Below are 26,469 nucleotides of genomic sequence, written 5' to 3' on the forward strand. Positions count from 1 at the left end.
CGGCACGTACGGGACAAGGGGGACCGCCATGCCTGGCTGGAAGGCGCTGCCGGAGGAACTCGACCCGGACGTCCGCGCGTTCACGGAACGGCTCCGCCGCCTGATCGACCGCAGCGGCCTCGGCGTCACGGCCGTCGCCGAGCGCACCGGGCACGAACGGGCCGCGTGGGACGCCTATCTGAACGCACGTCAGCCCGCGCCCCGCAGTGCCGTCGTGGCACTCGCCGAGGTGACCGGAAGCGACCCGGCGGGCCTCGCGGCCGGCGGGGAGCGCGCCGAGCGCGCCTGGGCCCGCGCGGCCGCCCTTGCCGAGAGCCGGGGCGGTGGGAGCCGTCGGGGCGGTGAGGGTGAGCCCGAGGACGGTGACGGTGGCCGCACGGCCGACGTCGGTGACGATCGCGGCCCCGGTGACGATCGCGGCCCCCGTGGCGACGGTGGTCCCCTCGGCGACCGCGGTCCCGGTGACGACCGCACCATGGAGATCCGGCGCCTCGACCGGCCCCGCCCGGCGGCGGCCTCGGCCCCCGACTCCGCCGTGCCCCCGCCCCGTGACCCCGCTCCCGACTTCGCCGTGCCCGCCACGCGTACCCCCGCACCCGACTTCGCCGTGCCCGCCACGCGTACCCCCGCACCCGACTTCGCCGTGCCCGCCACGCGTACCCCCGACTCCCGCCGCCGCAGTGTCCTGCTCTACTCCGCCGGCGTCATCGGCGCCCTGCTCGTGGTCACCGCCGCCCTCCTCCTCGTCGATCTCGGGGGTTCCGACGGCGAGGGCGACCCGGTGGCCGCCCCTCCCACCACCACCGCCCCGCCCGCCACACCGCGCGCCAGCCTCCCCGCAGGGGTGAAGTGCGCGGGACCTGACTGCACGGGGCAGGACCCGGAGGCCATGGGGTGCGGCGGCCCCCTCGCCACCACCGTCGCCCGCGCCCTCGTGGGCGACGCGCAGATCGAGGTCCGCTACAGCGACACCTGCGGGGCCGCGTGGGCCCGGCTCACCGGGGGTGCGCCCCAGGACGCCGTGAGCGTCCACGTCGGGGCCGCCGTGCGACGCGCGACCGTCGCCCCCGGTACCGACACGGCGGCGGTGGAGACCGACGCGTACACGCCGATGGTCGCCGTCGACTCCGGCACGGCCGCCCGGGCCTGCGCACTGCTCGTGGACGGCGGCGAAGGCTGCACCGCGAGCCGGTGAACGCGTCCACCCGCACCCGGCGGCCGGAGTCGTACGGCCGAGCGACCCCGTCCGTGCGGCCGAGCGACCCCGTCCGTACGGCCGAACCACCCCGTCCGTACGGACGGGTGACCCATCCGTACGGACGGGTGGCCTCGGCCGCGCGGACGGGCGGCAGTGAGCCGGACCACAAGGGGGTGGGGATTCAGCGGGGCCCGGGTCGGATAGCCTGACCGCTGGATATCTCTTCATGTCGAGACACCGATCGATCAAGAGAGCTATCCCGCACCAGGGGCAGGGACCCCCACCGCCAGCTGTCTTACGGAGATCGCCATGACCCGCACTCCCGTGAATGTCACCGTGACCGGCGCGGCCGGCCAGATCGGCTACGCGCTGCTCTTCCGCATCGCCTCGGGCCACCTGCTCGGCGCGGACGTGCCGGTCAAGCTGCGCCTCCTCGAGATCCCGCAGGGCGTGAAGGCCGCCGAGGGCACCGCCATGGAGCTCGACGACTGCGCGTTCCCGCTGCTCAAGGGCATCGACATCTTCGACGACCCGAGCCAGGGCTTCGAGGGCGCCAACGTCGCGCTGCTCGTCGGTGCCCGCCCGCGTACCAAGGGCATGGAGCGCGGCGACCTGCTCGCCGCCAACGGCGGCATCTTCAAGCCGCAGGGCAAGGCCATCAACGACCACGCCGCGGACGACATCAAGGTCCTCGTCGTCGGCAACCCGGCCAACACCAACGCGCTGATCGCCCAGGCCGCCGCCCCGGACGTGCCGGCCGAGCGCTTCACCGCGATGACCCGTCTGGACCACAACCGCGCGCTCTCGCAGCTCGCCGCCAAGACCGGCGCCTCGGTCGAGGACATCAAGCGCCTCACCATCTGGGGCAACCACTCGGCGACCCAGTACCCGGACATCTTCCACGCGGAGATCGCCGGCAAGAACGCCGCCGAGGTCGTCGCCGACGAGGCGTGGCTGGCCGACACCTTCATCCCGACCGTCGCCAAGCGCGGCGCCGCGATCATCGAGGCCCGTGGCGCGTCCTCCGCCGCCTCGGCCGCGAACGCCGCCATCGACCACGTCCACACCTGGGTCAACGGCACCGCCGCGGGCGACTGGACCTCCATGGGCATCCCGTCCGACGGCTCGTACGGCGTGCCGGAGGGTCTCATCTCCTCCTTCCCCGTCACCACCAAGGACGGCAAGTACGAGATCGTCCAGGGCCTGGAGATCAACGAGTTCTCCCGTGCCCGCATCGACGCCTCCGTGGCGGAGCTCGCCGAGGAGCGCGACGCGGTGCGCGAGCTCGGCCTCATCTGAGACTGAGCCCCGGCTCCACCTGCTCGGCGCCCCCGGGCCGTACGACCGACCGTACGGCGTGGGGGCGCCGTTTTTCATGCCCGCACCGGGCTGCTTTTCCTGCCGACACGGAGCCCCCGCCTCCCCTATGCTGTCCCCCCGGTTCGCGGCCAAGCCGGCCGTAAACATGAGTAGTTACACACGATCGGGGGAGTTTTGGCACAGTCCTTCTTACCTCGGCAGCCGGGGCAGCCGCCCGGTGCGACCCCGCCGGCCGCCGACCCGCGCCGGCTGCCGGCCGCCAGCGAGGCGACCCGGCTGCTCTGCGCCGGCACCTATCTCGACGACGGATTCCGCGACGCGGTCATCGACCAGTTGTACGTCCACGAGGAGCGCTTCGCCGCCCCCTCCCTCGGCTACGACGCGAGCCGCGTCCTCGCGCACGCGCTCCGCGCCCGCCGCGTCGAGCTGGCCTGGGCCGCCGGCATCCTCGCCCTCTGGATCATCGCGATCCCGCTCACCAAGGGCCTGATCGTCCTCCTGATCGTGCCCTTCCTGGTCCTCGGCCTCGCCCGCTGGGTCCGGGGCCGGTCCGCCACCGCGCCAGTCTTCCGCCTCGTCCCCGCCTTCCTGCTGCGCTGGTACGGGCGGCTCATGCTCCTCCAGTCCGTCCTGCTGCTCCTCTTCCTCGCCCTCGGCGACGACGAGTCCGGCTGGGAGTTCCTCGGCGACACCGCCGAGGCCGGGGAGCTCGTCGGCCTCGCGGTCGAACTCGTCGCCCAGGAGATGTGGGGCATCGGCAGGCTGGAAGTGTGGATCACCATCGTCGTGCCGCTCCTCGTGGCCTGGGCGGTGGCCACCCAGCGCGGCCAGTTCGCCCGTGCGCTCACCGAGGAGCTGTCCCGGGAGCGCTTCCCCGACCAGGGATCCGACCCCGCCGAGCGGGCCGAGGGCGTACGGTTCCGCCGGCTGCGCGACCGGATCCGTACCGAACAGCACGCGCGGCTCGTGATGTACGGGGCCGACGACCCGTTCTGCGGCGCCGGTGAGCCGTACGAGCCCTGGTCGCTCTCCATCGAGCTGCGCCCCCGCAAGAACCTCGACGGCGGGGCGCCCGAACCGCTCGACAACAGCGCCATCATGCGGCACGTCGTCCCGCTCGTGGAGGCGCTCCGCGTGCCCTCCGCGCACGGCTCGCCCGCGATCCAGGCCGCCGTACGGGACCGGCTGCGCGACCTGGAGATCGACGAGGTCGTCTTCCTGCCGGTCGACGGACTGCCGGCCCGCACCGCCGCCCCGTACAGCCCGGAGGGCTTCGAGGCGCACCGTTCGGGCGCCATCGAGGAGGGCGGCGAGACCCGCCGGCACTTCCTGCGCGTCCGCGTCGGCGGCTGGGGCGAGGAGATCGTCACCACCGTCTTCGTCCGCGTCCACACCCAGGGCGGCATGCTGATGCTGGAGGTCGCCCCGCACGTCCTCCGGCCGGTGAAGCCGCTCTACCGGTACGCCGACCGGATCGCCCACCGCTACCGGCACAACCACCGCTTCGGCAGGGCCGTCTGGGCCCTCGGCCGGACCCCGCGTTCGGCGGGGCAGGCCCTGGTCACCCTCGGGCGTTCGGTCGGCCACGCCTGGCGGCTGCTCACCGAGGGACACGCCAACGCGCTGCCCGAGGGCCCCGAGGTCTCGGTCCGCGAGCTCGGCTCCGACGACGACGCCTCGCTCTTCCAGGAGATGGACGTCAGCCGCTATCTGAAGAGCGTCCAGGACCGGGTCGCGAACGGAGTGACGGTCGCGCTCCGCGAAGCGGGGTACGAGACCGCCGAGTTCGAGCAGAAGATCGTCCACGTCGCCGAGGGCGGCACGTTCATCGAGAACACCAAGGGCAACGTCACCGTCGGCCACCACAACACCGTCACCAGCAGGACCTTCACCAACGTGAGCACGGGAGGCACTCGTGGCTGAGGCCGGGAACACCACGGAGAACGGCACCGGGAACACCGCCGCGAACGGCTCCGGCGACACCCGGGCCGCCCGCGGCGGCATCCATGTCACCAACACCGGGGGCAACGTCACCATCGGCGACCACAACACCGTCACCAGCACGGTGCACGGGACCCCGCCGGCCCGCGACCCGCAGCAGGAGGAACTGCTCCAGGCCGTTCGCCGGCTCCGCACCGACCTGGGCGGGGTCGTCCCCACCGAGCAGACGGCCGCCCTGGACACCGAACTCTCCGACACCGAGGACGAGATCGAGGGCACGGGCCGGGCGGACGCCGGACGGCTCACCCGGCTGCGCCGCGCCCTCACGGACGCGGGCGCGGTGACCGGGATCCTCGCCTCGGGCGTGGCCGTCGGGCAGGCCGTCGGCGCCCTGCTCGGAGGGTGAGATGAGCGGCTACGGGGGCGGGGCCCGCTGGAACGACGAGACGCAGAGCTGGGAGACCGGCGCGGCGACGCCCGGTCCCGCAGGGGGAGTCGGGGACGGCCCTCTCGTACCCCTGCCGCCGCCGCCCCCGCCGCAGTACGCACCGGGAACGGTGCCGGGGTACGACCCCGGGCACGCGCCCGCGTACGTGCCGGAGACGGACGGCCGGCAGCACACCACGCCCGGCAGCGCCGCTCCGGAGGCCCGGCCACGCGCGCGTGCGGCCGCCGCGGCGGGCGTCGCCGTGGCGGTCCTCGCGGCGGGCTCCGTGGGCGGCTGGCTGCTCTGGGGCCGTGACGACGACGGGCAGAGCCCGGCGGCGAGCGGCCCCCCGGCCTCCGTCTCGGCCCCGGAGGAGGCCGACGGGACCACCGAGCCGACGTCAGGCCCGCCGTCGGACTCCCCGTCCGGTACGCCGTCGGACCCGGCCTCGCCCTCCGGCACGGCCACCCCCACGGACGGCGCGCCCCCGGCCGGTTACCGCGTCCTGGAGGACCTCAAGGGCTTCACCATCGCCGTCCCCGACGGCTGGGACCGTACGGAGTCCGACCAGGGCGTCTTCTACAACGCGCCCGACCGCCGCAGCCTGCTCCAGATCTTCGTGGTCGTCGAGGCCGGCCTGACGCCGTACGAGGCCCTGCGCGCGGCCTCCGAGGACGGCCGCGCCAACAAGCCCGGCTACCAGGAGATCAGCCTCGAACGGCTCACCGGCGAACCGGGCGTCCCGGCCGACTCCGCCGAGCTCGTGTACGCGTACGCCCGGGACGACGGCAGCCGCCGCAAGGTCGTCGACCGGGCCTTCACGGCCGCGGACGGCAACCACTACACGATCCTGGCCGCCGGTCCGGAGGGCGAGTGGCCGAAGCAGCGCGAATCCCTCCGCGTGGCACTGGAGTTCTTCCGGCCCGGCGCGCACTGAGCGGCGCCGGGGGCGGGGACCTAGGGGAGGACCCAGGGCTAGGGGATCCAGGGCTGGGGGACCCAGGCCCCGCGCCGCCGGGAGCGTCAGAGTGTCCCGCTCTCCCGGAGACTCGCCGCGAGCGCCGACAGGTCGTCCCCCGCGCGCAGGAGCAGCCCGTCGCCGAAGGTGATCCGGGTCGCGCCGAGCCGGCCGAGTTCGGCGAAGGACGGGCCGCCCTGGCCGGCCAGGGCGTTGAGCGGGAGGTCACCGAGGGCGGCGCGAAGGACCGGGAGGTCGGCGGGCGGGGCCGCGATCGGGTAGACGCAGTCCGCGCCGGCCTCCGCGTAGAGCCGGGCTCGCTCGATCGCGGCGTCGACCGGTTCGGGTGCCCGGCGGATGTACACGTCCACGCGCGCGTTGACGAAGAGCGCGGGCCCCGCCGCGGCCCGCACCTCCGCGAGCCACTCGGCGTGCGCCCGCGGGTCCGTGAGACCGCCGGCCGGGCCGGTGTCCTCCAGGTTCACGCCGACGGCACCCGACTCCCGTACGCGCTCCACCAGTTCGGCCGCCGACAGCCCGTAACCGCCCTCCAGGTCCGCCGTGACGGGGACGGAGACGGCGCGGACGATCCGGGCAACGGCGGCGAACATCTCCGCCGCCGGTGTCGCCCCGTCCTCGTACCCGAGGGAGGCGGCGATCCCGGCGCTCGGCGTCGCGAGCGCCGGGAAGCCGGCCGCCTCGAAGGCACGGGCGCTCACCGCGTCCCACGGACCCGGCAGCACCAGCGGATCGCCCGCGGTCCGGTCCCGGTGGAGGGCCCGCAGGGCCTCGGCCGTCGCGCCCCCGGCACCGCCCCCGGTCGCGCCCCCGGTGACGCTCACGCTCATGCTCCGCGGGGGGTGTAGTGGCCGGGCGTCATCCGGGTGCTGACGCCGATCCGGTTCCATGCGTTGATGACGACGATCGCGCTGATGACGCGGGCGAGTTCCGTCTCGTCGAAGTGCTCGGCGGCGCGGGCGTACACCTCGTCGGGGACGAAGCCGTCGGTGAGGACGGTGACGGACTCGGTCAGCGCGAGCGCGGCCAGCTCCCGCTCGGTGTAGAAGTGCCGCGACTCCTCCCAGGCGGAGAGCTGCACGATCCGCTCGACGGTCTCGCCCTCGGCCAGCGCGTCCTTGCTGTGCATGTCGATGCAGAAGGCGCAATGGTTGATCTGCGAGGCCCGGATCTTGATCAGGTGGTACAGGGTCGGGTCGATGTCCTTCGCCGCCGCCGTCTCCAGGCGCAGCATCGCCCGGTAGAACTCGGGGACGCGCTCGGCGAGGGGGAGGCGGGGGGCGTGCTCGTGGGCGTACTCGGCCGGCGCGGCCGTAGCGATCCCGGTGGTCTCAAGGATGTCCGTGTGCGTGGTCATGTCTTCAACCGTACGAGCCAGGTGGCACAGGAGTATGGTCCATTGCCATGGCGAACGAGTGGGCCACTTTCGGGGCCGATCTTCATCTTGAACTTCGCGGTCCGCGCCTGCGGGCCGGGCTCATGGACGCCCTGCGGGAGGCGGTGCGCAGCGGACGCCTCGAGGCGGGCACCCGGCTGCCGTCGTCCCGGTCGCTCGCCGCCGACCTCGGCATGGCCCGTAACACCGTCGCCGACGCCTACGCCGAACTCGTCGCCGAAGGTTGGCTGACGGCCCGGCAGGGCTCCGGCACCCGGGTCGCCCGCCGCGCCGAGCCTCGCGGCGCCGAGTCCCGCCACCCCGAGTCCCGCCGTGTCGAGCCCCGCCGTGCGGAGGCGGCGCGCCCGGCGGCGCGGCCTGCCGCCGCCTCTCCCGCGCTCTCCCCGCCCCGGCCCTCCGCGCCCGCGCACAACCTGAAGGCCGGCACCCCCGACCTGGCGTCCTTCCCGCGCGCCGAGTGGCTCAAGGCGTACCGGCGGGCGCTCACCGCCGCCCCGAACGAGGCCTTCGGGTACGGCGATCCGCGCGGCCGGATCGAACTGCGGACCGTCCTCGCCGAGTACCTCGCCCGTGCGCGGGGCGTGTACGCCCGGCCCGAACGGATCGTGGTCTGCGCGGGCTTCGTGCACGGACTGATGCTGATCGGGCAGGTGCTGCGGAGCCGGGGCGTCCGGGACGTCGCGGTCGAGTCGTACGGGCTCGGCCTGCACGCCGGTCTCCTCACCGGCGCGGGCCTGGGCACCCCGGTCCTGCCCTTCGACGAACGTGGCACCCGGGTCGAGGAGTTGTCGGATCCGGGCCATTCCGGAAGCCTCGGCTCGGTCGGGGCCGTCCTGATGACGGCCGCCCACCAGTTCCCGCTGGGCGGCGCCCTGCCCCCGGACCGGCGTGCGGCGGTCGTCGACTGGGCGCGCGCCTCGGGCGGCTTCGTCCTGGAGGACGACTACGACGGGGAGTTCCGCTACGACCGGCAGCCGGTGGGCGCGCTCCAGGGCCTCGATCCCGAGCGGGTCGTCCACCTCGGCACCGCGAGCAAGTCCCTCGCCCCCGGGCTCCGGATCGCGTGGATGGTGCTGCCGGAGAGCCTGGTCGGCGAGGTGGTGGCGGCGAAGGGGGTGGTGGACTGGGTGTCCAGCGCGCCGGACCAGCTGGCGTTCGCGGAGTTCCTGGGTTCGGGGGCGTACGACCGGCACGTACGGGCGATGCGGTTGCGCTACCGGCGGCGCCGCGACCAGCTGGTGGCGGCGGTGGCCGCGCACTCGCCGGAGACGCGGGTCAGCGGGATCGCGGCCGGTCTCCACGCCGTGCTCGCCCTGCCGCCCGGCACCGAGCAGGCCGTGCTCCGGGCCGCGGCCTGGAACGGGCTCGCCGTCCAGGGCGTCAACCAGTTCCGCCGCCCGACGGTGCCGGCGACCCTGGACGGCCTCGTCGTCGGCTACGGGACGCCGCCGGACAGCGCCTGGCAGAGCGCGCTGCAGGCCCTGTGCCGGGTGCTGCCGTAGGGGTCGTCCTGCTGACCGGGCCGGGCCGGCCGAGCGCCTGGGTCGTGTCCGGAAAGCCCGCCTGGCCCGGCGGGCAGACGGCGCTGCTTTCCGGACACGACCTAGGGGGTGTCCGGACCGGAGCCCTGGCCTTGGCCGGAGCCCTGGCCCCCGCCCGGACCCGTGCCCACGCCCGCCCCCGTGCCCGCGGTCACCGTCCGCCCGGTCTCGTCCACCTCCGGTGGCTCGCCGAAGCGGGCCAGGGTCAGGGAGCCCGCCACCGCGATCGCGAAGCCGAGGACCGCGAGCCAGCCGAACCCCTGCCGGGTGGTGTCGCCGAGCCAGGCCACCCCGATGATCGCGGGGCCGATCGTCTCGCCGAGCACCGCGCCCGCCGTCGCCGTGGTCACCGAGCCGCGCTGGAGCGCCGAGGTCAGCAGCAGGAACGCGGCCCCGCCGCCCACCAGGAGCGCGTACCAGACCGGGTCGGCGAAATCGATGCCGTCGATCAGCCGGACCGCCACCTCCACCACCCCGAAGCCGAAGCCCGCGCCGAGGCCGAGGACCAGGGCGCGCGGTCGCTGCGGCAGCCTGCCGCCGACCACGCCGAGCAGCAGCACCCCGAAGGCCGTCGCGAGCAGCGCCCAGCGCAGTGCGTCCGAGCCCTCCCGGTGGCCCTCCTTCCCGGAGGCGAGGGCGAGCAGCGCGAGCCCCGCGCAGACCACGGCGACGGCCGTCCACTCCACCCGGCTCAGCCGCACCCGCAGCACCCGGGAGGCGATGACCGCCGTGACCGCCAGGCTCGCGGCGAGGGCCGCGCCCACCACGTAGATGGGCAGGGTCCGCAGGGCCACGATCTGCAGGGCGAAGCCCAGCCCGTCCATGCCGAGGCCGGCGATGTACCGCCACTGCCGCAGGGCCCGCCCCATCAGCGCGATGTCGACGCCACCCCCGGTCCCTGGTGTCGCGGCGCGGGCGCCCATCGCCTGCAGAACCGAGGCCGCGCCGAAGCAGACGGACGAAGCGAGCGCACAAATCATCCCGAGTAGCACGAAATGACTCTAGGGCCTGTCCTGCGGATCATGGCCGGGGCCGCGGCCCCGATCCGCCGGACAGGCCCAGGCGTTGCGGCTGAAAATCACCGGCCTACACTGTGCGGTCGCGACAGACGTGAACGCGACAAGCGGGAACGGCGGCCGGTGTGACCGTAAGGGTCGCGCCCGCGAACGGGAGGGCGACGGACATGCGGAGGCTGAGGTCGAGCACGGTGGTGCTCGGCGGGATGGGTGTGCTCGCGGCGACGATCACCGCGTGCGGCTCCGAGCCGGACAAGCGGTGTGTCGACCCGCTGACCCGGGAGGAGCTGCCCCGCTACGAGTGCGAGAGCAGCGGCGGCGGTGGTGACGACGACGACAATGGCGGCACCACCCGTGGCTCGTACTACTACGGCGGTTCCCTACGCGACAAGCAGGTGAGCGGCGGCAGCTTCGACAAGAAGGCCGTCGACACCGGCGGCTTCGGCTGCTCCGGTTCCGGCGGCGGCTGAGAGAGGTCCGGCACATGCGACGGCACACCATCGAGCCGCGGCCCGGCTGGCAGGAGACGGTGGAGGAGCAGGGGCTCGTCTATCCGCTGACCCGCTACCCGGACGGTTCGCTGCGCCCGTACTGGCACGAGAGCGCGTACTACTCCTTCAGCCTGCCCGAGGTCGAGGCCCTCGAAGAGGTCGTCGACGAGCTGCACGCGATGTGCCTGGCGGCGGCCGCGCACATCGTCGAGCGGGACCGGTTCGCGGAGCTGGGGATCACCGATCCGAAGCTCGCGTCCCTGGTCGCCGAGTCATGGCGGCGCCGCGCCGAACTCCCCTCCCTCTACGGGCGGTTCGATCTGCGCTACGACGGCACCGGCCCGGCCAAGATGCTGGAGTACAACGCCGACACGCCCACCTCGCTCGTCGAGGCCGCGAGCCCGCAGTGGTTCTGGATGGAGGAACGGTTCCCCGGCGCCGACCAGTGGAACTCCCTCCACGAACGGCTCGTCGACGCGTGGAAGAAGCAGGCCCACCTGCTGCCTCCCGGCCCCCTCCACTTCGCGCACTCCGACGGCGACGAACTCGGCGAGGACCTGATGACGGTCGCGTATCTGCGCGAGACCGCCCAGCAAGCCGGGCTCGACACCGAGGCGCTCTCCGTCGAACGGATCGGCTGGGACCGGCTCTCGCGCCGCTTCGTGGACGACCGGCTCCGGTTCATCCGCAGCTGCTTCAAGCTCTACCCGTGGGAGTGGCTGACCACCGACCGCTTCGGCCGGCACGTCCTGGACACCCTCGACAACGGCGGCGGCACCGGGACGACCTGCTGGATCGAGCCCGCCTGGAAGATGCTGCTGTCCAACAAGGCGCTGCTCGCGATCCTGTGGGAGCTGTACCCGGGCCACCCCAACCTGCTGCCCGCCTACCTCGACGGACCGCGCGAGCTCGCCACGACCGCGGGCTGGGTCGCCAAGCCGCTGCTCGGCCGCGAGGGCGCGGGCGTCACCCTGCACGAGGCCGGTACGGAGCCGTTCGTACGGGACGGGGAGCCCTGCTGCTACCAGGAGCTGGCCCCGCTGCCGGACTTCGACGGCAACCGGGTGGTGCTCGGCGCGTGGGTCGTCGAGGACGAGGCGGCGGGGCTCGGGATCCGGGAGTCGACGGGCCTCGTCACCGACGAGTACGCCCGCTTCCTCCCGCACGTGATCCTGTAGGGCCGGCTACTCCGGGATGTACTCCCTGAGCGGCGCGGGCTTCAGGCCGGCGGCCTCGGCCGCGGCGAGGGCCCGCTCCAGGTCCTGCTCCAGGGTCTCGTTGAAGTGCAGCAGGATGATGTCGCCGGCCTTGAGGGCCGGCGTCGGCGGGGTCCACTGGCCCCAGGTGGTGAGGTCGTACGTCCACGCCACCAGCGCCTTCGCCCCGCAGGCGCGGGCCGTGGTCCGGGTGGTCGCGTCGTACACGCCGTACGGCGGGCGCAGCAGCCGCGGACCGTCGCCGAACTGGGCCAGGTGCTGGTCGCGTGCCCCGCAGACCTCCGCCTTCTGGCCGGCGGCGTCGAGCGTGGTCAGGTCCGGGTGGTTGACGGTGTGGTTCTCGACGCGGGAACGGCCCTGGTTCAGCAGGGTGTGGAAGTAGCCGGAGTCGTACGAGTAGGCGCCGGGGAGCAGGAAGAGCGAGGCGGGCACCCGGCGGTCGAGCAGCAGCTTCGCCGCGGCGGGGTCGTGGAACCAGCCGTCGTCGATGGTGATGAAGACGACGGGGTCGGTGGTCTCGACGTGCGAGACCACCGGGACGGGCTCGGACCAGGCCGCCCTCGGGGCGGCGTGCGCGGGTCCCGTGACCGCGCCGAGGAGCGCGAGGGGGACGAGGGCGGCGAGCGCGGCACGCACGGCGTGACGCAGACGGAGTCTCGGCATGGCGGCATCATTGGCCTAGACCAACTGCCCTGTCAATGGTCCGAGTTGTCCCGCGCCGGCCCACGGCCGCCGCCCCTTCAAGCGGACTCCGTCACTCCTCCGACAGCACGCCCCTCAGCTGCTCCAGACCCCAGTCCAGGTCCTCCTTCGAGATGACCAGCGGCGGCGCGATCCGGATCGTCGAACCGTGGGTGTCCTTCACCAGGACACCCCGCTCCATCAGCTTCTCCGAGATCTCCCGGCCCGTGCCGCGCGAGGGCGCGATGTCCACCCCGGCCCAGAGTCCGCGCCCGCGCACCGCCTCCACCGCACCGCCGCCCACCAGCAGCCCCAGCTCCGCGTGCAGGTGCTCGCCCAGCTCCGCCGCCCGCTCCTGGAACTCGCCCGTCCGCAGCATCGCGATCACCTCCAGGGCCACCGCACAGGCCAGCGGGTTCCCGCCGAACGTCGACCCGTGCTCACCCGGCCGGAACACCCCGAGCACCTCCCGGTCGGCGACCACCGCCGACACCGGCACCACACCGCCGCCCAGCGCCTTCCCCAGGATGTACACGTCCGGCACCACACCCTCGTGCTCGCACGCGAACGTCCGGCCCGTCCGGCCCAGACCCGACTGGATCTCGTCCGCCATGAACAGCACGTTCCGCCGGCGCGTCAGCGCCCGCACCCCCGCCAGATAGCCGGCCGGCGGCACCAGGACCCCCGCCTCGCCCTGGATCGGTTCCAGCAGCACCGCCACCGTGTTCTCGGTGACCGCCGCCTCCATCGCCGTCAGATCCCCGTACGGCACGATCTCGAACCCCGGCGTGTACGGACCGAAGTGGTCCCGGGCCTCGTGGTCCGTGGAGAAGCTGACGATCGTCGTCGTCCTGCCGTGGAAGTTGTTCGCCGCGACCACGATCTTCGCGTGCCCGTCCGGCACGCCCTTCACCTCGTACCCCCACTTCCGGGCGGTCTTCACGGCCGTCTCGACCGCCTCCGCGCCGGTGTTCATCGGCAGCACCGCCTCCTTGCCGCACAGCTCGGCGAGCCGGGTGCAGAACTCGGCGAACCGGTCGTGGTGGAACGCGCGCGAGGTCAGCGTCACCCGCTCCAGCTGGGCCTTCGCCGCGTCGATCAGGCGCCGGTTGCCGTGCCCGAAGTTGAGCGCCGAGTATCCGGCGAGCATGTCGAGATAGCGGCGCCCCTCGACATCGGTCATCCAGGCGCCGTCCGCCGAAGCGACGACGACCGGCAGGGGGTGGTAGTTGTGAGCGCTGTGCGCCTCTGCCGAAGCGATCGCGTCTTGTGTGCTCGACACGGGATCTCCGTTCGTCCTGCGGCTCGGGGATGACCCCGACGAGGGGGTGTGGCCCCTGTTTCTATCGTCGCTCGGATGCCGGACCGGGAAACCTCGCGCGCGGCGCGCCCTTTGCGGGTGTCTTGTCGGTCAGACCCCGCTCCCCGATCCGGCCTGACCGACAAGACACCCGCTACTCTGAAAACACGCACGGCGACTGGCGCACGGGGAAGCGACCCCGGGGGAGTCGTGCGCGGCAGACCACACGAGACGCCGCCCGCCTGGGCGTCACGGGACCGAAGTCCCGCGTGGCGCCGCGCCTCTCACGCAGTGCCCCGGGATCCGCCGTCGCCCGGAGGACACCACCATGACCGTCCCGCAGCACCAGTACCAGCACCCCGCACTCGCCGCCGCCGACCCCGAGCTCGCCGCCCTCGTCGGCGCCGAGGAACGCCTCCAGGCCGAGACCCTGCGCCTCATCCCGAGCGAGAACTACGTCTCCGCCGCCGTCCTCGAAGCCTCCGGCACCGTCCTCCAGAACAAGTACAGCGAGGGCTACCCCGGCCGCCGCTACTACGAGGGCCAGCAGAACATCGACCAGGTCGAGACCCTCGCCGTCGAGCGCGCCAAGGCCGTCTTCGGCGTCGACCACGCCAACGTCCAGCCCTACTCCGGCTCCCCGGCCAACCTCGCCGTCTACCTCGCCTTCGCCGAGCCCGGCGACACCGTCATGGGCATGGCCCTGCCCATGGGCGGCCACCTCACCCACGGCTGGGGCGTCTCCGCCACCGGCAAGTGGTTCCGCGGCGTCCAGTACGGCGTCCGCCAGGACACGGGTCTCGTCGACTTCGACGAGGTCCGCGAGCTGGCCCTCAAGGAACGCCCCAAGGTGATCTTCTGCGGCGGCACCGCGCTGCCCCGCACGATCGACTTCGCCGCCTTCGGCGAGATCGCCCGTGAGTCCGGTGCAGTGCTCGTCGCCGACGTCGCCCACATCGCCGGCCTCATCGCGGGCGGCGCCCACCCGTCCCCGGTCCCGTACGTGGACGTCATCTCCACGACCACCCACAAGACCCTCCGCGGCCCGCGCGGCGCCATGCTCATGTCCCGCGAGGAGCACGCCAAGGCCCTCGACAAGGCCGTCTTCCCCGGCCTCCAGGGCGGCCCGCACAACCAGACCACCGCGGCCATCGCCGTCGCTCTCCGCGAGGCCTCCCAGCCCTCCTTCCGCGACTACGCCCACGCCGTCGTCGCCAACGCCAAGGCCCTCGCCGAGGCGCTCCTCGCCCGTGGCTTCGACCTCGTCTCCGGCGGCACCGACAACCACCTGATCCTGATGGACCTCACCCCCAAGCAGGTCCCCGGCAAGATCGCCGCGAAGGCCCTCGACCGGGCGGGCATCGTCGTCAACTACAACACCGTCCCCTACGACCCCCGGAAGCCGTTCGACCCCTCGGGCATCCGCATCGGCACCCCTTCCCTCACCTCCCGAGGCCTCACCACGGAGCACATGACCCAGGTCGCCGACTGGATCGACCGCGGTGTCGCCGCCGCCGGCACGGGCGACGAGCAGGCCCTCGCCACGATCCGTGCGGAGGTCGCCGACCTGCTGACCGCCTTCCCGGCCCCCGGCCTCCCGGTCTGACCCACGCGATCCGCGCGGCCCTCAGTCGACCGACTCCGCCGCCCGGCGGGCCTCCTCGCGGTCCGGTATGCCCTCCAGGCGGAAGGTGAGCGCGCCCCCGTTCCTCGTCCAGAGGAGCGTGGGGCCCGCCGTGCGGACCTCATGGGTCCAGGCCGAGCCCGTCCCGTCCGTCATCGGGAACGTCAGCAGGTGCGGGGCCGCGAACCAGTAGCCCTGCGCGCCGTCCGGGAGATCGACCCACTCGGGCTGCGTCCGCACCTGCTTGGCGAAGCCGATGTCCAGCCGGGCCGGGAACTCGTCCAGCCGGACGGTCCGCCCCCCGTCGCGCCAGCACAGGCTGATCACCGCCCGGCCCCGCTCGGCCGACCCCGTCACCGCCACCGCGTCCGGCGCGCCGAGCGCCTTCGGTATCAGCGGCTCGAAGCCCGCGAGCCGCCCCGCCTCCGCCGCCGGCACCGGTTCCGGGCACCCCGGCACCGCACCGCCGGCCGGGACGTGACGCCCGTCCGGGTCGTACCGCACGGCGACCCCGCCGAAGCCGAACCACTCCGCCACCGCCGCCCGCACCGGCGGGGTGAGCACCAGGACGATCAGCACCCCGGTCAGGCCCGCCACCAGGGCCCGCCACCGCTCCCGCACCCATCCCCGTACCGCCGTCCACGCCGCTGTCCACCACCGGAGCCGGGCCGGCCCGGGCCGGCCCGGCTCCGGTGGTGGCACCTGCTCGGCGAGGAGCTGGGCGAGCACCCGCTCGGCCATCGACTCCCCGTCCACGTCCGGCACGCGCAGTCGCCGTCCCAGCTCCCTCAGCTCGTCCGGCAGACCCTCGTCAGCCATGCTCCTCACCTCCCTCCGGTCCTTCCGTCAGGCCTTCCTCAAGCACCAGGCCCAGCTTCTTCAGCGCCGGCTCAGCCGGGACTTCACCGTCCCCTTCGGCCAGCCGAGCGCCTGGGCCGTCTCCGTCTCGTCCAGCTCGAGGAGATAGCGGTTGATCACCACCTGCCGGTGGTCCTCGCTCAGTCCGTCGAGTGCTTCGAGGAGCCGTCTGCTCCGCTCCCGCTCCACCGCCGCGACCGCCGGATCCGCCGACTCGGGTATCCGCGGCTCGCCCCCGAGGAGTTCCGCCTCCCGATCGGCGACGGCCCGCCGGCGACCCGCCGACCGCACTGTGTTCCTGGTCTCATTGACGACGATCCGCAGCAGCCACGGCCGGAACGCCGAGCCCTCCTTGAAGCGCCCGAGCGAGCGGTACGCCTTGAAGAAGGCCTGCTGCACCACGTCCTCGGCCTCCGCGCCCGCACCGCACGCCACGGCCGCTCTCAGCGCGACCGCCGTGTACGCGCGGACCAGCTCCGCGTACGCCTCCGGCTCTCCGGCGCGCACCCGTGCGATCACCACGGCCTCGTCGTCGACCAGGCCCCCCTCCCGCGTCCTCACACCTTTGATACACCGGCAGTCGGGGATCGGTTCCCACACCTGAGAGAATGATGTGCATGGCCTCTGACAGTCCCCGCGTGCTCTCCGGAATCCAGCCCACGGCAGGCTCGTTCCACCTCGGCAACTACCTCGGCGCCGTCCGCCAGTGGGTCGCCCTCCAGGAGACCCACGACGCCTTCTACATGGTCGTCGACCTGCACGCGATCACGGTCCCGCAGGACCCCGCCGAGCTGCGTGCCAACACCCGGCTCGCCGCGGCCCAGCTGCTCGCCGCCGGTCTCGACCCCGAGCACTGCACCCTGTTCGTCCAGAGCCACGTCCCCGAGCACGCCCAGCTCGGCTGGGTCATGAACTGCCTCACCGGCTTCGGCGAGGCCTCCCGCATGACCCAGTTCAAGGACAAGTCCGCCAAGCAGGGCGCCGACCGCGCCACCGTCGGCCTCTTCACCTACCCGATCCTCCAGGTCGCGGACATCCTGCTCTACCAGGCCAACCAGGTCCCGGTCGGCGAGGACCAGCGCCAGCACATCGAGCTGACCCGCGATCTCGCGGAGCGCTTCAACGGCCGCTTCGGCAAGACGTTCACGATCCCGGCGCCGTACATCCTCAAGGAGACGGCGAAGATCTACGACCTCCAGGACCCGGCGATCAAGATGAGCAAGTCGGCGTCCACGCCGAAGGGCCTCATCAACCTCCTGGACGACCCGAAGGTCACCGCCAAGAAGGTCAAGAGCGCGGTCACCGACACCGACACGGTGATCCGTTTCGACCCGGCGAACAAGGCCGGCGTCTCCAACCTGCTCACCATCATGTCCACGCTCACCGCCACGTCCGTCGAGGACCTGGTGAAGAGCTACGAGGGCAAGATGTACGGCGCGCTGAAGACGGATCTCGCCGAGGTCATGGTGGACTTCGTCACGCCGTTCCGGGCCCGCACCCAGGAATACCTGGACGACCCGGAGACGCTGGACTCGGTCCTGGCCAAGGGAGCCGAGAAGGCCCGCGCGGTCGCCGCCGAGACGCTGGCGCAGACGTACGAGCGCATGGGCTTCCTGCCCGCCAAGCACTGAGACCAAGGGCCCTGGCCCAAAGGGTGGTGCAGGCCGCACACTGGCGGCTGCACCACCCGACACAAGTCGACCGACGACGGAGGAGAACGACGTGGGGACCGTAACGCTCGGCGTTTCGATCGCGGTCCCGGAGCCCTACGGCAGCCTGCTCCAGGAGCGGCGCGCCGGCTTCGGGGATCCGGCTGCGTACGGCATCCCCACCCATGTCACGCTCCTCCCGCCGACCGAGGTCGAGGAGGAGCGGCTGCCGGAGATCGAGGCGCACCTCGCCGGTGTCGCCGCCGGCTGCCTGCCGTTCCCGGTACGACTGAAGGGCACCGGGACCTTCCGGCCGCTCTCGCCGGTCGTCTTCGTGAAGCTCAGGGAGGGCGTGCCCCTCTGCAGTCGGCTCCAGCACCAGATCCGGGACGAGGCGGGCCCGCTCGCGCGCGAGCTGCAGTTCCCGTACCACCCGCACGTCACTGTGGCGCACGCCATCTCCGAGGAGGGGATGGACCGGGCGTTCGAGGAGCTCGCCGGTTACGAGGCGGCCTGGAACTGCCGTTCCTTCGCGCTGTACGAGCAGGGCGCAGACGGCGTGTGGCGGAAGCTGTACGACTACGAGTTCGGCAGCGGCCGCCCCATCTCGGCCGTCCCGGCGCAGGGCGGCAGCCCGGTCGACACGCCGACGGTCACGCCCGCCGGCTGACGCGGGAAGAGCCGGCCGCAAGAGCCTCGCACCGGCTGACCGACCCCGGCCGACCGACCCTGACCGACCCCGGCCGACCGGTATCCGGCCCGAAAGCCTCACACCGGCAGCCGCCGGAACAGCGGCCTCGGCACGTGCCGTACCGCCGCCATCACCATCCGCAGCGCCCCCGGCACCCACACCGTCTCGGAGCGGCGCCGCAGCCCCAGTTCGATCGCGCCCGCGACCGCCTCCGGCGTGGTCGCGAGCGGCGCCTCCGCGAGCCCGGCCGTCATCTTAGAGCGGACGAATCCCGGCCGTACGACCATGACGTGCACTCCGGTGCCGTGCAACGCGTCCCCGAGGCCCTGGGCGAAGGCGTCGAGCCCCGCCTTCGACGAGCCGTAGATGAAGTCGGCGCGCCGGGCCCGCTCGCCCGCCACCGACGAGAGCACCACCAGCGAGCCGTGCCCCTGCGCCTGGAGCGCGCCCGCGCACACCAGGCCGGCCGAGACGGCGCCCGTGTAGTTGGTCTGCGCGACGCGGACGGCGGCGACCGGGTCGGACTCGTCGCGCGCCTGGTCGCCGAGGACCCCGAACGCGAGCAGCACCATGTCGATGTCGCCCTCGGTGAAGATCTTGCCGAGCCGTTCCTCGTGCGACTCGGTGTCGAGCGCGTCGAACGGGACGGTGCGCACGTCCGCGCCCAGCGCCCGCAGCGAGTCGGCGGCGGCGGTGAGCGCGGGGGAGGGGCGCCCGGCGAGCCAGACGGTACGGGTACGGCGGGCGATCAGCCGGCGGGCGGTGGCGAGTCCGATCTCGGAGGTGCCGCCGAGGACGAGCAGGGACTGCGGGGCACCGAAGGCGTCCTTCATGGGGGCTCCTAGAGGTCGAGGCGGCGGGCAAGGTCGGAGGTGAAGACGGACCGGGGGTCGAGCGCGGCGCGCAGCGCCCGGAACTCGTCGAGCCGCGGGTACATCGCGGCCAGCGTCTCCGGCCGTACGCGGGAGTCCTTGGCGAGGTGGACGCGGCCGCCCGCGCCCACGACCTCCTCGTCGAGCGCGTCGAGGAAGGCGCCGAGCCCGGGGAGACCGGTGGGCAGGTCGAGGGCGAGGGTCCAGCCCGGCAGGGGGAACGACAGCCAGCCGGGGTCGCCCGCGCCGAAGCGCTTGAGGACGGCGTGGAGGGAGGGGCAGCCGCGGTCCGCGATCCGCCGGATCACCTTCCGCAGGGCCTCCTCCTGTCCGTACGGGACGGCGAACTGGTACGGGACGAACCCCGCGCGCCCGTAGATCCGGTTCCAGTGCGGGACGGCGTCGAGCGGGTGGAGGAAGGCGGCGAGCGTCTGGAGCCGGCCGGTGCTCGCGCGGGGCGCCGTGCGGTACCGGAGCTCGTTGAGGAGCCCGGCCGTGGTCCGTCCGAGCAGCCCGCCGGGGACGTACGGCGGCGGGGCGGGCAGCCGTCCGGGCCGGAACGCGAGCGGTGCGCGGCGGGCCCGGTGGCGGCGGGGCAGCGCGTCGTACGGGGCGTGGTCGCCGCGCGTGAGGACGGCGCGGCCGGTGGCGGCGCCCCGGGCGAGCAGGTCGATCCGGGCGACGGAGTAGCGGTACCGGTGGTCGGTGGCGGTGAGCCGGGCCATCAGCTCGTCGAGGTCGCGGGCGCGCTCGGTGTCCACGGTCATGAGCGAGGTCTCGACGGGCAGCAGCCGCAGGGTGGCGGAGAGGATCACGCCGGTCAGGCCCAGGCCGCCGGTGGTGGCGTCGAAGAGCGGGGTGCCGGGCAGCACGGTCCTGATCTCGCCGTCGGCGGTGAGGAGTTCGAGCGCGGTCACGTGCCGGCCGAAGGAGCCGGAGACGTGGTGGTTCGTGCCGTGGACGTCGGCGCCGATCGCGCCGCCGACGGTGACGTACCGGGTTCCGGGGGTGACCGGGACGAACCAGCCGAGCGGCAGCAGTGCCTCCATCAGCCGGTGCAGGCTGACGCCGGCCTCGCAGACGACGAGCCCGGCGGTGGCGTCGACGGCCAGGATCCGGTCGAGGCCGGTCATGTCGAGGACGGTGCCGCCGGCGTTCTGTGCGGCGTCGCCGTAGGCGCGCCCGAGACCGCGGGCGATCGCACCGCGGGTCCCGCAGGCGCGGACGGCGGCGGCCGCCTCGGCGTGACCGCGGGGCCGGTGCACGCGCGCGAGGGTCGGGGCGGTGCGCCCCCAGCCGGTGAGCGTTTCGCAGTCGTCGTCCAGGACGTGGGTCTCGACAGCCATGGGGGGACCGTATAGCCGCCTCTGTCGCTTATGCCGGTATTGCAGAGCGGTTCGTCGAAATGGGTGATTAAAGGAGTGTCGGGAAAGAATCCCCGAAGCCCCCGACGGACGGCGATGTACGGGGTGCCGCTCGCGGGGTGCGGGATGTCGCTCGCGGCTCCGCGAGCCCCGCCGGGGGATTCTCGTACTGCGCTCTCCGCGCACCCGAACGGATCGAGGGGCAGACGTACGACATGGACTGGCTGACCAAGCTCCCCGTCATCGGCCCATGGGTCGCCCGGCTCATGCGGACCCACGCCTGGCGCTCGTACGAGACCCTCGACGCGGCCCACTGGACCCGGCTCGCCGCCGCGATCACCTTCCTCTCCTTCCTCGCGCTCTTCCCGCTGATCACCGTCGCCGCGGCGGTCGGGGCCGCGCTCCTCAGCAAGGAGCAGCTCGACCGGATCGAGGAGAAGATCAGCGACCAGGTGCCCGGCATCTCCGACCAGCTCAACATCAGCGGGCTCGTCGACAACGCCGGCACCGTCGGACTCGTCGCCGGCGCGATCCTGCTCCTCACCGGCATCAGCTGGATCGGCGCCATGCGGGACTGCCTGCGCGCGGTGTGGGGACTCGACGACATCGAGGGCAACCCGATCCTGCTCAAGGGCAAGGACGCGCTCATCCTCATCGGCCTCGGCGGCGTCGCCCTCGCCTCGCTCGCAGCGTCCTGGCTCGGCTCCACCGCCGTCGGCTGGAGCGCCGACCGGATCGGCATCTCGAGCGACGGCGCGGGCGGTTTCTTCCTCCAGGTGGCCGCCGTCCTGGTCGCCGTCGTCGCCGACTTCCTGATCCTGTTGTACGTCCTGACCCTGCTGCCCGGCGTGCACCCGCCGCGCCGCCGGCTCGTCGTGGCGGCGCTGATGGGCGCGGTCGGCTTCGAGCTGCTCAAGCTGCTGCTCGGCGGCTACATGAGGGGCGTCGCGGCGAAGTCGATGTACGGGGCGTTCGGCGTGCCGATCGCCCTGCTGCTCTGGATCAACTTCACCGCGAAGCTGCTGCTGTACTGCGCCGCGTGGACGGCCACGGACTCCCGTCGGGAGTCCGAGTCCGAGGCGCGGCCCGAGTCCGACGCTCGACCCGAGGCCGAGGCGCGGCCCGAGTCCGCTACGGGTTCACGTCCGGAGTCCGGCGCGAACGGCGACGGCGGCCCCCCGCCCCGGCCAGCGGCCAGCGACGGTTGACCAGGAAGACCGCGCCGGCGAGGAGCACGAGGGCCCCGCCCGCCACACCGAGCGCGATCCCGACGCCGCCGGACCGCTCTTCGGCGGCCGCGTGGACGGTGCCCTTCGGGGCGTTCTTGCCGGGGGCCGGGGCAGAGCCGTCGTCCGGGGCGGTCGTCTCCGCACCGGCGGACAGCGGCCGCACCAGCTCGCCGACCGGGGTCACCTTCCCCGCCGCCGCGAAGCCCCAGTCGAGCAGCCGGGCGGCCTCGCGGTAGACGGCGTGCTGCTCCTTCGAGGAGGGGTTCATCACGGTGACGAGCAGGACCTTGCCGTTCCGCTCGGCGACACCCGTGAAGGTGGCACCCGCGTGCGTGGTGTTGCCGTTCTTGACACCGGCGATGCCCTGGTACGGGGCGACGCCGAGGTCACCGGTGAGCAGCCGGTTGGTGTTCTGGATCTCGAAGGTCTCGCGCTTCTTGCCCGGCTTCTGCTCGCCGGGGAAGGCGGCGCGGGGCGTGGCGGCGTACGCGCGGAAGTCCTTGTTCTGCATGCCGTGGCGGGCGATGAGTGTCAGGTCGTACGCGGAGGAGACCTGGCCCGGGGCGTCGTAGCCGTCCGGGGAGACCACATGGGTGTCGAGCGCCTGGAGCTCGGCCGCGTGGTCGTTCATGTCCTTCACGGTCTGGCGCAGGCCGTTGTTCATGCTGGTCAGGACGTGCACGGCGTCGTTGCCCGAGCGGAGGAACACGCCGAGCCACAGGTCGTGGACGGTGTAGGTCTGCTTCTCCTTGATGCCGACCAGGCTGGAGCCCGCTCCTATCCCGGCCAGGTCGGTGGTGGTGACGAGGTGCTTGCGCTGCGAGTCGGGGAACTTCGGCAGCAGGGTGTCCGCGAAGAGCATCTTGAGGGTGGAGGCCGGGGCGAGCGGCCAGTGCGCGTTGTGCGAGGCGAGGATCTCGCCGTTCTCCGCGTCCGCGACGATCCAGGAACGGCCGGAGAGTTCCTTCGGCAGCACCGGGGCGCCGGGCCCCAGCTTCACCTGTGTACCGGGGTTGCCGAGCAGGGGGCCGCCGAGCGAGGACATCGCGTTCGGGGGCTTGGGCTGCTTGTCCTTCTCGTCCTTCGTGTCCGCATGGGCGGGCACGGCGACGACGAGCGGCAGGAACAGCGCAGCGGTGACCGCCCAAGCGGTCTTCTTCGAAGCAGACACGGTCGTGAACGTACAGGTACGGAACAAGGATCCGAACCCCGGCAGGCGGTTCGCCCGGGCTCGTCCACCCGTCCGCGGGGCCAGTGGGGCGGACGGTGATACTGGGGTCATGAAGTTCAGCCGTCGCGTCTCCTGGTTCCTGCTCGCCTTCGGGGTGTGGAGCTGGTTCATCTGGATCACTTTCGTCAAGAACCTGTGGAACGACGGGAGTGGCCTCGCGTTCGACGACGCGGGCGACCCGACGGCCTACTTCTGGGTTCATCTGCTGCTTGCCGTCACGTCCTTTGTCCTGGGGACGGTGATCGGAGTGCTCGGGTTGCGTGGGGTGCGTGCCGTGCGCCGCGAAAACGGCTAGAACCGCGCAAGCGGAGAAGAGGGGTTCCGGGGCGTGGTCGTCTTCCTGCTGGTCCTGATCGTGGTGCTCGCGCTGCTCGGTGCGGTCCACTGGTACGTGTGGCGGCGCCTCGTGCGTGACGTCACGACGCGCGGAAGCCTGCCGCGCCGCCTCGGCACGGCCGCCGTCGTGGCGCTCCCGCTGCTGTCGTTCGCGGCCCTCGCCTCCTCCCGCGCCGGGGCCCCGTTCCTGCTCCAGCAGGTCGTCGCCTGGCCGGGCTTCCTCTGGCTCGCCCTGCTCCTGTACGTCACCCTGGCCCTGGCCGTCGGCGAGGCCGTCCGCCCGGTCCTGTTCCGATGGCTCACCCGCCGTGCGCAGGCCGCGGCCCCGGCGCCCGTGCCGGCGCCGGTTTCGGAACACGTGCCCCCCGCCCCCGAGGAGCCGGCCGAACCGGCCCTGGCCGACCCTCCGGCCCCGGCCGACTCTCCGGCCCCGGCCGCCCCTCCGGCCACCGACGTCTCCCGACGTCTCTTCGTCTCCCGGGTCGTCGGCGGCGCCGCGGCCGCCGCCGCCGTCGGGACCGTCGGCTACGGCACGTACGGAGTGCTGCGCGGCCCCCGGGTCAAGCGGGTCACCGTCCCGCTCGCCAAGATCCCGCGCGCCGCGCACGGCTACCGGATCGCCGTCGTCTCCGACATCCACCTCGGACCGATCCTCGGCCGCGCCCACACCCAGCGCATCGTCGACACCATCAACGCCACCCAGCCCGATCTGATCGCGGTCGTCGGCGACCTCGTCGACGGGACCGTCGAGAACCTCGGCTCCGCAGCCGAGCCCCTCGCGCGGCTCCGCGCCCGGCACGGCTCGTTCTTCGTGACCGGCAACCACGAGTACTTCTCGGGCGCCGACGCCTGGGTCGACCACGTCCGTGAGCTCGGCCTGCGCCCGCTGCGCAACGAGCGCGTGGAGGTGGCGGCCGGCTTCGACCTCGCCGGCGTCGACGACGTCGCGGGGGAGAGCGAGGGCCAGGGCCCCGACTTCGCACGGGCGCTCGGCGACCGCGACCGGGCCCGCGCCGCGGTCCTCCTCGCGCACCAGCCGATCGTCGTCCACGACGCCGTACGCCACGGTGTGGACCTCCAGCTCTCCGGCCACACCCACGGCGGTCAGCTCTGGCCCGGCAACTACCTCGCCGAACTCGCCAACCCGACCGTCGCCGGGCTGGAACGGTACGGGGACACCCAGCTGTACGTCTCGCGCGGCGCGGGCGCCTGGGGACCTCCGGTCCGGGTCGGGGCGCCCTCGGACATCACCGTCGTCGAACTCGCCTCGAAACAGGCGTAATCGGGGCAGGGTCACTCCCTGCGCCGAGACCGATACGTGCTGCTCATCGACTTAAATTCGCATTTCCCGGACATATACCTGTGGTGTGAAAGTTTTCTCTTCCACTTGTGAAAACCGTGTGATGGGATGACGCCATCGCGACTATGCCGGGGGGCCGTCGCAGCTGGGGTGGACGAAAAAAGGAAGCACGGCAATGCGGTCGACGGTCCGTCTGCGGATCCTCATCACTTGTGGAGTACTGGTGGCCGCCGGAGTGGGGGGCTGGCAACTCCTGCCCTCCGACGGCGGCCGGACCGATCCGATCAGCGTCGGCACAACCGACGAGGTCACTTCACTGGACCCGGCCGGCGCGTACGACGCCGGTTCCTGGGCCATGTACAGCAATGTCTTCCAGTCGTTGCTGACGTTCAAGCCGGGGTTCACGACCCCCGTTCCGGACGCGGCGGAGAGCTGCAGGTTCGCGGGCTCGAAGCTCACGACGTACGAGTGCACGCTCCGCGACGACCTCTCGTTCGCCAGCGGGCGCAAGGTCACCGCCGAGGACGTCAAGTACTCCTTCGAGCGGATGCTGCGCATCAAGACGGACGTGGGCCCGAAGGCCCTGTTCCCGACCCTGAAGAGCGTCTCGGCCTCGGGCCGCAAGGTCACCTTCCATCTGAGCGGCCGGGACGCCACGTTCCCGCTGAAGGTGGCCACGGGCGCCGGCTCGATCGTCGACAAGGACCAGTACCCGGCCGGCACGCTGCGGACCGGCTCCGCGGTGGACGGCTCGGGGCCGTACGTCCTCAAGGAGTACAAGGAGGGCGAGTCCGCCCTGCTCGAGCCCAACCCGACGTACCGGGGCGCCATCGCCCGGAGCGGCGGCCCGGTCCTGGTGAAGTACTTCGCCCAGTCCGAGGACCTCGCCAACGCCTGGAAGGCGAAGGACGTCGAGGTGACGCACCGGCAGCTGCCGCCGGAGTTCGTCTCCTCCCTGGACACCAAGGACGGCACGCGGGTCACCGAGGCGGAGAGCGCCGAGATCCGCAACCTCAACTTCAACGTGCGGCCCGGCTCGGCCATGGCCGACAAGGCCGTACGGCAGGCCGTCGCCGCGGTCCTCGACCGTCCGGCGATCACCACCGGCGCCTACAAGGGCACGGTCGAGCCGCTGTACTCCCTCATCCCGCAGGGCTTCATCGGGCACAGCACCGCGTTCTACGACGTCAACCCGGGGCCGAACGCCAAGAAGGCGAAGCGGCTCCTGAAGGACGCCGGCATCAAGACCCCGGTGAAGTTCACCTTCGGCTACCGCGCGGACGCCACCTACGGCGCCGAGACCGCCGAGATCAAGCGGCAGCTGGAGGAGACCGGCCTCTTCGAGGTCGAGACCGTCGAGGTCAAGTGGACCGAGTTCCAGAAGGCGTACGCGAAGGGCACCTACGACGCGTACACCGTCGGCTGGCTCCCCGACTTCCCCGACTCCGACAGCTTCACCGCGCCGCTCGTCGGCACCGAGAACACCCTGCACAACGGGTTCTCCAGCAAGCGGATCGACTCCCTGATCTCCTCGACGCAGCAGTTCAGCGACCGCTCCCGGGCGACCGACGACTTCAAGGAGATCCAGAGCGAGGTGGCGACCGACGTGCCGCTCGTCCCGCTGTGGCAGAAGAAGGACTACGTCCTCTCCACGGAGGCGGTCGCCGGCTCCCAGTACCTGACGGACGGTACGGGCATCTGGCGCCTGTGGGAGCTGCGCTGGATCTAGGCCGCGCCGTGACGAGGCGGGTCCGCCGGCCACGAGGCAGGTCCCGCCGTGACGAGGCAGGTCCGCCGGCCACGAGTCAGGC

At 72.8% G+C, this 26,469-nt stretch carries 24 protein-coding genes, 1 pseudogene and 1 riboswitch; of the genes and pseudogenes, 15 read left to right on the top strand and 10 right to left on the bottom strand.

Annotated elements, in window-relative coordinates; translation table 11 throughout:
* Positions 1-28 precede the first annotated feature (28 nt).
* The 5 genes from OG462_RS26860 (at position 29) to OG462_RS26880 (ending at position 5,823) form a co-directional block, all read left to right on the top strand.
* Positions 29-1,195 (top strand): DUF2690 domain-containing protein, encoded by a 1,167-nt coding sequence (locus OG462_RS26860; protein WP_406061399.1) that lies wholly within the window; start codon positions 29-31, stop codon positions 1,193-1,195.
* A gap of 312 nt (positions 1,196-1,507) precedes the next feature.
* Positions 1,508-2,497 (top strand): malate dehydrogenase, encoded by a 990-nt coding sequence (locus tag OG462_RS26865; protein WP_406061401.1) that lies wholly within the window; start codon positions 1,508-1,510, stop codon positions 2,495-2,497.
* A gap of 195 nt (positions 2,498-2,692) precedes the next feature.
* The gene (locus tag OG462_RS26870; RefSeq protein ID WP_406061403.1) at positions 2,693-4,441 is read left to right on the top strand and encodes a hypothetical protein; all 1,749 of its coding nucleotides are present in this window, start codon (positions 2,693-2,695) and stop codon (positions 4,439-4,441) included.
* Positions 4,434-4,865: a hypothetical protein gene (locus tag OG462_RS26875; protein ID WP_406061404.1), complete on the top strand. Its 432-nt coding sequence runs from the start codon at positions 4,434-4,436 to the stop codon at positions 4,863-4,865. The genes OG462_RS26870 and OG462_RS26875 overlap by 8 nt, the downstream gene beginning before the upstream one ends.
* Position 4,866: 1 nt before the next feature.
* Positions 4,867-5,823 carry a serine/arginine repetitive matrix protein 2 gene (locus OG462_RS26880; protein ID WP_406061405.1) on the top strand — a complete coding sequence of 319 codons (957 nt, stop codon included), beginning with the start codon at positions 4,867-4,869 and terminating at the stop codon, positions 5,821-5,823.
* Between the two features lie 86 nt (positions 5,824-5,909).
* Here the strand turns inward: OG462_RS26880 and OG462_RS26885 are convergent, their stop codons facing one another.
* Together OG462_RS26885 and OG462_RS26890 are read right to left on the bottom strand one after the other, a co-directional pair.
* The gene (locus OG462_RS26885; protein ID WP_406061407.1) at positions 5,910-6,686 is read right to left on the bottom strand and encodes an isocitrate lyase/phosphoenolpyruvate mutase family protein; all 777 of its coding nucleotides are present in this window, start codon (positions 6,684-6,686) and stop codon (positions 5,910-5,912) included.
* A gap of 2 nt (positions 6,687-6,688) precedes the next feature.
* Positions 6,689-7,219: a carboxymuconolactone decarboxylase family protein gene (locus OG462_RS26890; protein WP_406061408.1), complete on the bottom strand. Its 531-nt coding sequence runs from the start codon at positions 7,217-7,219 to the stop codon at positions 6,689-6,691.
* Positions 7,220-7,266: 47 nt separating this feature from the next.
* Here OG462_RS26890 and OG462_RS26895 point away from each other — a divergent pair, with 47 nt between their 5' ends.
* On the top strand, positions 7,267-8,760 hold the full coding sequence (locus tag OG462_RS26895; protein WP_406061410.1) for a PLP-dependent aminotransferase family protein: 1,494 nt from the start codon (positions 7,267-7,269) through the stop codon (positions 8,758-8,760).
* Between the two features lie 101 nt (positions 8,761-8,861).
* Here the strand turns inward: OG462_RS26895 and OG462_RS26900 are convergent, their stop codons facing one another.
* Complete coding sequence (locus tag OG462_RS26900) at positions 8,862-9,791, bottom strand: hypothetical protein (protein WP_406061411.1); 930 nt, start codon at positions 9,789-9,791, stop codon at positions 8,862-8,864.
* Between the two features lie 191 nt (positions 9,792-9,982).
* Between OG462_RS26900 and OG462_RS26905 the strand changes: the two genes are divergently transcribed.
* Both OG462_RS26905 and OG462_RS26910 read left to right on the top strand, forming a co-directional pair.
* Positions 9,983-10,285 carry a hypothetical protein gene (locus tag OG462_RS26905; protein ID WP_406061413.1) on the top strand — a complete coding sequence of 101 codons (303 nt, stop codon included), beginning with the start codon at positions 9,983-9,985 and terminating at the stop codon, positions 10,283-10,285.
* Positions 10,286-10,299: 14 nt separating this feature from the next.
* Positions 10,300-11,484 (top strand): glutathionylspermidine synthase family protein, encoded by a 1,185-nt coding sequence (locus OG462_RS26910; RefSeq protein WP_406061415.1) that lies wholly within the window; start codon positions 10,300-10,302, stop codon positions 11,482-11,484.
* Between the two features lie 6 nt (positions 11,485-11,490).
* On the opposite strand, the gene OG462_RS26915 is transcribed toward OG462_RS26910, so the two are convergent.
* Positions 11,491-12,186, bottom strand: a complete 696-nt coding sequence (locus tag OG462_RS26915) for a polysaccharide deacetylase family protein (RefSeq protein WP_406061416.1) — start codon at positions 12,184-12,186, stop codon at positions 11,491-11,493.
* A gap of 91 nt (positions 12,187-12,277) precedes the next feature.
* Entirely contained in the window at positions 12,278-13,486 is a 1,209-nt protein-coding gene (gene rocD / locus OG462_RS26920) for an ornithine--oxo-acid transaminase (RefSeq protein ID WP_406061418.1), read from the bottom strand.
* Positions 13,487-13,668: 182 nt separating this feature from the next.
* Positions 13,669-13,759, top strand: a riboswitch (ZMP/ZTP riboswitch).
* Between the two features lie 73 nt (positions 13,760-13,832).
* Here rocD and glyA point away from each other — a divergent pair.
* Positions 13,833-15,110 (top strand): serine hydroxymethyltransferase, encoded by a 1,278-nt coding sequence (gene glyA, locus OG462_RS26925; RefSeq protein WP_406061419.1) that lies wholly within the window; start codon positions 13,833-13,835, stop codon positions 15,108-15,110.
* Positions 15,111-15,131: 21 nt separating this feature from the next.
* Here the strand turns inward: glyA and OG462_RS26930 are convergent, their stop codons facing one another.
* Both OG462_RS26930 and OG462_RS26935 read right to left on the bottom strand, forming a co-directional pair.
* Positions 15,132-15,947, bottom strand: coding sequence for a hypothetical protein (locus tag OG462_RS26930; RefSeq protein ID WP_406061421.1), 816 nt, complete (start codon positions 15,945-15,947; stop codon positions 15,132-15,134).
* Positions 15,940-16,547, bottom strand: a pseudogene (locus tag OG462_RS26935) (RNA polymerase sigma factor). The gene OG462_RS26930 and the pseudogene OG462_RS26935 overlap by 8 nt, the downstream one beginning before the upstream one ends.
* A 56-nt stretch (positions 16,548-16,603) precedes the next feature.
* Between OG462_RS26935 and trpS the strand changes: the two are divergent.
* Positions 16,604-17,617 (top strand): tryptophan--tRNA ligase, encoded by a 1,014-nt coding sequence (trpS, locus tag OG462_RS26940; protein ID WP_406061423.1) that lies wholly within the window; start codon positions 16,604-16,606, stop codon positions 17,615-17,617.
* 91 nt (positions 17,618-17,708) lie between these two features.
* Entirely contained in the window at positions 17,709-18,305 is a 597-nt protein-coding gene (locus OG462_RS26945) for a 2'-5' RNA ligase family protein (RefSeq protein WP_406061425.1), read from the top strand.
* 98 nt (positions 18,306-18,403) lie between these two features.
* On the opposite strand, the gene OG462_RS26950 is transcribed toward OG462_RS26945, so the two are convergent.
* Both OG462_RS26950 and OG462_RS26955 read right to left on the bottom strand, forming a co-directional pair.
* Positions 18,404-19,159 (bottom strand): decaprenylphospho-beta-D-erythro-pentofuranosid-2-ulose 2-reductase, encoded by a 756-nt coding sequence (locus OG462_RS26950; RefSeq protein WP_406061427.1) that lies wholly within the window; start codon positions 19,157-19,159, stop codon positions 18,404-18,406.
* A gap of 8 nt (positions 19,160-19,167) precedes the next feature.
* A complete protein-coding gene (locus OG462_RS26955; RefSeq protein WP_406061429.1) occupies positions 19,168-20,544 on the bottom strand; it encodes an FAD-binding protein in 1,377 nt (458 codons plus the stop codon).
* Between the two features lie 233 nt (positions 20,545-20,777).
* Between OG462_RS26955 and OG462_RS26960 the strand changes: the two genes are divergently transcribed.
* Positions 20,778-21,770 carry a YihY/virulence factor BrkB family protein gene (locus OG462_RS26960; RefSeq protein ID WP_406066734.1) on the top strand — a complete coding sequence of 331 codons (993 nt, stop codon included), beginning with the start codon at positions 20,778-20,780 and terminating at the stop codon, positions 21,768-21,770.
* On the opposite strand, the gene OG462_RS26965 is transcribed toward OG462_RS26960, so the two are convergent.
* On the bottom strand, positions 21,694-22,962 hold the full coding sequence (locus OG462_RS26965) for a D-alanyl-D-alanine carboxypeptidase family protein (protein ID WP_406061431.1): 1,269 nt from the start codon (positions 22,960-22,962) through the stop codon (positions 21,694-21,696). The genes OG462_RS26960 and OG462_RS26965 overlap by 77 nt on opposite strands.
* Before the next feature lie 109 nt (positions 22,963-23,071).
* Here OG462_RS26965 and OG462_RS26970 point away from each other — a divergent pair, with 109 nt between their 5' ends.
* The 3 genes from OG462_RS26970 (at position 23,072) to OG462_RS26980 (ending at position 26,387) form a co-directional block, all read left to right on the top strand.
* Positions 23,072-23,317: an SCO4848 family membrane protein gene (locus tag OG462_RS26970; protein WP_406061433.1), complete on the top strand. Its 246-nt coding sequence runs from the start codon at positions 23,072-23,074 to the stop codon at positions 23,315-23,317.
* A gap of 33 nt (positions 23,318-23,350) precedes the next feature.
* Positions 23,351-24,640 (top strand): metallophosphoesterase, encoded by a 1,290-nt coding sequence (locus OG462_RS26975; RefSeq protein WP_406061435.1) that lies wholly within the window; start codon positions 23,351-23,353, stop codon positions 24,638-24,640.
* Between the two features lie 193 nt (positions 24,641-24,833).
* The gene (locus OG462_RS26980; protein ID WP_406061437.1) at positions 24,834-26,387 is read left to right on the top strand and encodes an ABC transporter substrate-binding protein; all 1,554 of its coding nucleotides are present in this window, start codon (positions 24,834-24,836) and stop codon (positions 26,385-26,387) included.
* The last annotated feature ends 82 nt before the right edge of the window (positions 26,388-26,469 follow it).

This window comes from Streptomyces sp. NBC_01077 (assembly GCF_045162855.1).
GTDB lineage: Bacteria > Actinomycetota > Actinomycetes > Streptomycetales > Streptomycetaceae > Streptomyces.

Excerpts from the sequence above, each read along its gene's own strand:
- OG462_RS26960 (WP_406066734.1), top strand. The coding sequence starts at position 20,778 with ATGGACTGGCTGACCAAGCTCCCCGTCATCGGCCCATGGGTCGCCCGG.
- OG462_RS26950 (WP_406061427.1), bottom strand. The coding sequence starts at position 19,159 with ATGAAGGACGCCTTCGGTGCCCCGCAGTCCCTGCTCGTCCTCGGCGGC.
- OG462_RS26860 (WP_406061399.1), top strand. The coding sequence starts at position 29 with ATGCCTGGCTGGAAGGCGCTGCCGGAGGAACTCGACCCGGACGTCCGC.
- trpS (WP_406061423.1), top strand. The coding sequence starts at position 16,604 with ATGGCCTCTGACAGTCCCCGCGTGCTCTCCGGAATCCAGCCCACGGCA.
- OG462_RS26880 (WP_406061405.1), top strand. The coding sequence starts at position 4,867 with ATGAGCGGCTACGGGGGCGGGGCCCGCTGGAACGACGAGACGCAGAGC.
- OG462_RS26905 (WP_406061413.1), top strand. The coding sequence starts at position 9,983 with ATGCGGAGGCTGAGGTCGAGCACGGTGGTGCTCGGCGGGATGGGTGTG.
- OG462_RS26895 (WP_406061410.1), top strand. The coding sequence starts at position 7,267 with ATGGCGAACGAGTGGGCCACTTTCGGGGCCGATCTTCATCTTGAACTT.
- glyA (WP_406061419.1), top strand. The coding sequence starts at position 13,833 with ATGACCGTCCCGCAGCACCAGTACCAGCACCCCGCACTCGCCGCCGCC.
- OG462_RS26915 (WP_406061416.1), bottom strand. The coding sequence starts at position 12,186 with ATGCCGAGACTCCGTCTGCGTCACGCCGTGCGTGCCGCGCTCGCCGCC.
- OG462_RS26980 (WP_406061437.1), top strand. The coding sequence starts at position 24,834 with ATGCGGTCGACGGTCCGTCTGCGGATCCTCATCACTTGTGGAGTACTG.
- OG462_RS26930 (WP_406061421.1), bottom strand. The coding sequence starts at position 15,947 with ATGGCTGACGAGGGTCTGCCGGACGAGCTGAGGGAGCTGGGACGGCGA.
- OG462_RS26890 (WP_406061408.1), bottom strand. The coding sequence starts at position 7,219 with ATGACCACGCACACGGACATCCTTGAGACCACCGGGATCGCTACGGCC.
- OG462_RS26955 (WP_406061429.1), bottom strand. The coding sequence starts at position 20,544 with ATGGCTGTCGAGACCCACGTCCTGGACGACGACTGCGAAACGCTCACC.
- OG462_RS26910 (WP_406061415.1), top strand. The coding sequence starts at position 10,300 with ATGCGACGGCACACCATCGAGCCGCGGCCCGGCTGGCAGGAGACGGTG.
- OG462_RS26865 (WP_406061401.1), top strand. The coding sequence starts at position 1,508 with ATGACCCGCACTCCCGTGAATGTCACCGTGACCGGCGCGGCCGGCCAG.
- OG462_RS26970 (WP_406061433.1), top strand. The coding sequence starts at position 23,072 with ATGAAGTTCAGCCGTCGCGTCTCCTGGTTCCTGCTCGCCTTCGGGGTG.